General features: G+C 74.0%; 3 protein-coding genes. 2 read left to right on the forward strand and 1 reads right to left on the reverse strand.

The features are described 5' to 3' along the window. Positions 1–1,282 (reverse strand): SWIM zinc finger family protein (locus FNH04_RS41785; protein ID WP_152791464.1); only part of this gene is annotated, 1,282 nt, incomplete at its 3' end. Between the two features lie 144 nt (positions 1,283–1,426). Between FNH04_RS41785 and FNH04_RS41790 the strand changes: the two genes are divergently transcribed. Both FNH04_RS41790 and FNH04_RS41795 read left to right on the forward strand, forming a co-directional pair. Continuing rightward, a complete protein-coding gene (locus FNH04_RS41790; protein WP_152791465.1) occupies positions 1,427–2,626 on the forward strand; it encodes an ATP-binding protein in 1,200 nt (399 codons plus the stop codon). 20 nt (positions 2,627–2,646) lie between these two features. Further along, a partial coding sequence (locus FNH04_RS41795; RefSeq protein ID WP_322725401.1) for a DUF5682 family protein occupies positions 2,647–4,586 on the forward strand: 1,940 nt, incomplete at its 3' end.

Below are 4,586 nucleotides of genomic sequence, written 5' to 3' on the forward strand. Positions count from 1 at the left end.
CGCCGAAGACGGTGACGGGGCCGCCCCCGGAGAGGGCGATGAGGCGCCACAGGCCGGGGCGGGAGCATGCGGAGGGAGACAGGGGGAGGGCCAGGTCGCCGTCCGCGTCGCAGAGTTGCCAGGAGTCGCCGTCCGGGACCGGGACGACACGAGCCAGCGTGACCGGGATCGCGTCCAGCCACGGGTCGTCGCGCAGGGCGTCGCCGTAGCGGGCGGCGGCCTCCGCCGGGGGCACCCCCGGCGGCCGTATCTCCGCCGGTGCGGGCGCCGTGAACCGCTCGCCCAGAGCGGCCCGCAGCTGTCCCGCGCCCGGATACGACGCCACCTCCGCCTCGAACGCAAGGCCGACCGGCAGCGTCAACTCCGGTGCCCGGCCCGCCGCCCCGTACGAGAGAAGCAGCGCCGTACGGCCGGATCCGGCGCCGTACAGCCATATCCGGCGCGTTGTCAGACGGGCGTCCGCCGTGTCGTACTGGGCGAGGACCAGCCAGCGGTCGCGCACCGGCGGGCCGTCCGCCGAGCCGGGCAGGCCGACCCGGGAACGGACCGTCGCTGCGAGCCCCTCCGGCAGGTGCTCGCGCCGCAGCCAGCCCTGGTCGAGGAGATGGAGGAGCGCGCACTCCTCCAGCAACCGCACCGGCCAGCCGGGCCCCGAGCCCGGTATCGCCCCCAATTCCCGCACTCGCGCGGCCAGTCCGGGTGCCTGGGCGTCGACCATGCGGGCCGCCGTCTCCTCCCACAGTCCGTACCCCGCCTGCTCGGCGGACGCCAGACCGCCCCGCAGCAGATCGGCCAGTCGCTGTTCCAGCTCCGTCGCCCCCGCGGTGATCCGCTCGGCGCGACGCTCCGCCCTGCGGCGCGCCGCCTCCGGATCACCCGAAGCGTCCCCAGATGCCCCGCCCGTCGTCGTCCTCCTGGCTTCGGCACGCCCCCTTCGCCCGGCCGTCCACTGCTCCGCCCAGTCCGGTGCCTGCGCACGCGGCACCGAACCGTCCTCGCCCGCCCAGAGCAGCAGCAAGCCCAGCGCGTGCTTGCACGGGAACTTGCGACTCGGACAACTGCACTTGTACGCGGGACCGGTGGAGTCCGCGACGTCGATGACCGTCTGATACGGCTTGCTGCCACTGCCCTTGCACAGTCCCCACACCGTCCCCTCGTCAGAACTGCCCGCCTCAGACCACGGCCCGGCCGCGCCGAGTTTGCTTCCGGCTTTGCGCGACGCTGCGTCAGGTGCCAATGCCAGCACCTGCTCAGCCGTCCAGCGCACCCCCTGCTGAGTCATGTCATCGAAGGTAGGACCCACCACTGACAATCGACCTCGGCGAGCGCATTTTCGCAGGTCGGAGTGCATTGTCAGTGGCGTGGTGCAGGGTGGACACCAGATCCGAACCGGTCGTACACGGCCGAGCTGGAGGGGGACTCAGTCATGCCTGTTTCCGTTGACCCGACGACCGTCGACGAGAGCCGCAACCAGTCCGCGCCCGCGAACGCGCACACGGACCCGGGCGCCCGCACGAGCGGGCACACGCCCGCGGAACAGACCGAGACCGAGGCGCTGCGCCCGCACGCCGAGGACGCGTTCGCCGCCGAACTCGCCGCGCTCGCCGCGCAGGACGACCGTCCGCGCCCGGCCCGCTGGAAGCTCTCTCCATGGGCGGTGGCGACCTACCTGCTCGGCGGCACCCTGCCGGACGGCACCGTGATCACACCGAAGTACGTGGGCCCGCGCCGCATTGTCGAGGTCGCCGTCACCACACTCGCCACCGACCGCGCCCTGCTCCTGCTCGGCGTGCCCGGCACGGCGAAGACCTGGGTCTCCGAGCATCTTGCGGCGGCCGTCAGCGGTGACTCCACGCTGCTGGTGCAGGGCACCGCGGGCACACCGGAGGAGGCGATCCGCTACGGCTGGAACTACGCGCAGCTGCTCGCCCACGGCCCCAGCCGCGACGCGCTCGTGCCGAGCCCGGTCATGCGGGCCATGGCCGAGGGCATGACCGCCCGCGTCGAGGAGCTGACCCGCATCCCGGCCGACGTCCAGGACACGTTGATCACGATCCTGTCCGAGAAGACGCTGCCCATACCGGAGTTGGGGCAGGAGGTGCAGGCCGTCCGCGGTTTCAACCTGATCGCCACGGCCAACGACCGCGACCGCGGGGTCAACGACCTGTCCAGCGCCCTGCGCCGCCGCTTCAACACGGTGGTGCTGCCGCTGCCGGAGAGCGCCGACGCCGAGGTCGACATCGTCTCGCGCCGCGTCGACCAGATCGGCCGCTCCCTCGACCTGCCGGCAGTGCCCGACGGGATCGACGAGATCCGCCGTGTCGTGACGGTCTTCCGCGAGTTGCGCGACGGTGTGACGGCCGACGGCCGTACGAAGCTGAAGTCGCCCAGCGGCACGCTGTCGACCGCGGAGGCCATTTCCGTCGTCACCAACGGACTCGCCCTGGCCACCCACTTCGGTGACGGTGTGCTGCGTGCCTCGGACGTTGCCGCCGGCATCCTCGGCGCCGTCGTCCGCGACCCGGCGGCGGACCGTGTCATCTGGCAGGAGTACCTGGAGGCGGTCGTGCGCGAGCGCGACGGCTGGACGGACTTCTACCGGGCCTGCCGGGAGGTGAGCGCGTGAAGGAGTTCCCGGAGCGGCATGTGGCCGGCGCCGAAGGGGCGTCGCCGCGAGAGCGGCCGTACGGCGACGGACCGCTGCTGCTCGGCGTACGGCACCACGGTCCGGGCTCGGCGCGGGCGGTGCGGGCCGCGCTGGAGGCGGCGCGGCCGGTGGTCGTCCTGATCGAGGGGCCCCCGGAGGCGGACGCCCTGATCCCGCTCGCCGCCGACGAGGACATGCGGCCGCCGGTCGCCCTGCTCGCCCACGCCGTGGACGAGCCCGGACGCTCGGCCTTCTGGCCGCTGGCCGAGTTCTCACCGGAGTGGGTGGCCGTCCGCTGGGCTCTGGAGCACCGGGTCCCGGCCCGCTTCATCGACCTCCCCGCAACGCACACGCTGGCGTGGGGGAGGGACGAGGACTCCCCGGAGCCGGCCGCCCCGGCCGGACCCACTGCGCCACCCGGGCCCACTGCGCCAGCCGAGACCGGCCTGGACGAGACCGGCGAGTCCGTGGAAGCCACCGCCACCGGCACCGCCACAGGCCCGACCGGCCCGCCCGCGTCCGGGGAAGCACCCGGAGAGACGGCACCGGCCGACCCCTGCGCCCCTCACCCGGACGCCGGTGCATCTCTCCGCGTCGATCCCCTCGCCGCGCTGGCCGAGGCCGCCGGGTACGACGACCCCGAGCGGTGGTGGGAGGACGTGGTCGAGCACCGGGGCACGGGCGGGGACGTGTTCGCGCCGTTCACGGCGCTCGAGGAAGCCATGGGGGCGCTGCGGGAGGCGTACGGGACCGGGGGCCACGACCGGGACCTCGTACGGGAGGCGTACATGCGGCTCCAGGTGCGGGCCGCGCGGAAGGAGTTCGGGGACGAAGTGGCCGTCGTGTGCGGGGCGTGGCACGTGCCCGCGCTGCGGGAGAGGCATACCGTCGCCGCCGACCGGGCGCTCCTGAAGGGGCTGCCCAAGGTCAAGGCCGACATGACGTGGGTGCCGTGGACGCACCGGCGGCTGGCCAGGGCCAGCGGGTACGGCGCGGGGATCGACTCTCCGGGCTGGTACGGGCACCTGTTCGGCGCGCCCGACCGTCCCGTGGAGCGGTGGATGACCAAGGTGGCCGGGCTGCTGCGCGAGGAGGACCGGATCGTCTCGTCGGCGCACGTCATCGAGGCGGTCCGGCTCGCCGAGACGCTCGCGGTGATGCGCGGGCGCCCCTTGCCGGGGCTCACCGAGACGACCGATGCGGTCAGGGCGGTGATGTGCGAGGGCTCGGACGTGCCGCTGTCGCTCGTGCATGACCGGCTCGTCGTCGGCGATGTGCTGGGCGAGGTGCCCGCGGCGGCACCGGCCGTGCCGTTGCAGCGCGATCTCACGCGGCTCCAGCGCAGGCTGAGGCTCAAACCGGAGGCGCTGGAGCGGGAGCTGGAGCTCGACCTGCGCAAGGAGAACGACACCGAGCGCAGCCGTCTTCTGCACCGGCTGCGACTGCTGGGCATCGGCTGGGGCGAGCCCGGGGCCTCACGCGGGAGCACGGGGACGTTCCGGGAGACCTGGCGGCTGCGCTGGGAGCCGGAGCTGTCGGTGCGGGTCGCCGAGGCCGGGGTGTGGGGTACGACGGTGCTCTCGGCCGCGACCGCCAAGGCCGAGGCGGACGCCATGGGCGCCCAGTCACTCGCCGACGTCACCGGGCTCGCCGAGCGCTGCCTCCTCGCCGAACTGCCGGACGCCCTACCCGTGGTGATGCGGATCCTCGCCGACCGGGCCGCCCTCGACGCGGACGTTGGCCATCTCGCCCAGGCGCTCCCCGCCCTGGTGCGCTCGCTCCGCTACGGCGACGTCCGTGCCACGGACACCCACGCCCTCGCCGAGGTCGCGGCCGGTCTCGCCGAGCGCGTCTTCGTGGGCCTCCCGCCCGCGTGCGCCGCGCTGGACGCTGACGCGGCGGAGGAGATGCGGCGCCATGTGGACGGGGTGCACGGGGC

The organism is Streptomyces phyllanthi (assembly GCF_009377205.1).
Taxonomy (GTDB): Bacteria; Actinomycetota; Actinomycetes; order Streptomycetales; family Streptomycetaceae; genus Streptomyces; species Streptomyces phyllanthi.

What these genes read in the sequence shown, in the direction of transcription:
- FNH04_RS41790 (WP_152791465.1), top strand. Translation starts at nt 1,427, where the DNA reads ATGCCTGTTTCCGTTGACCCGACGACCGTCGACGAGAGCCGCAACCAG.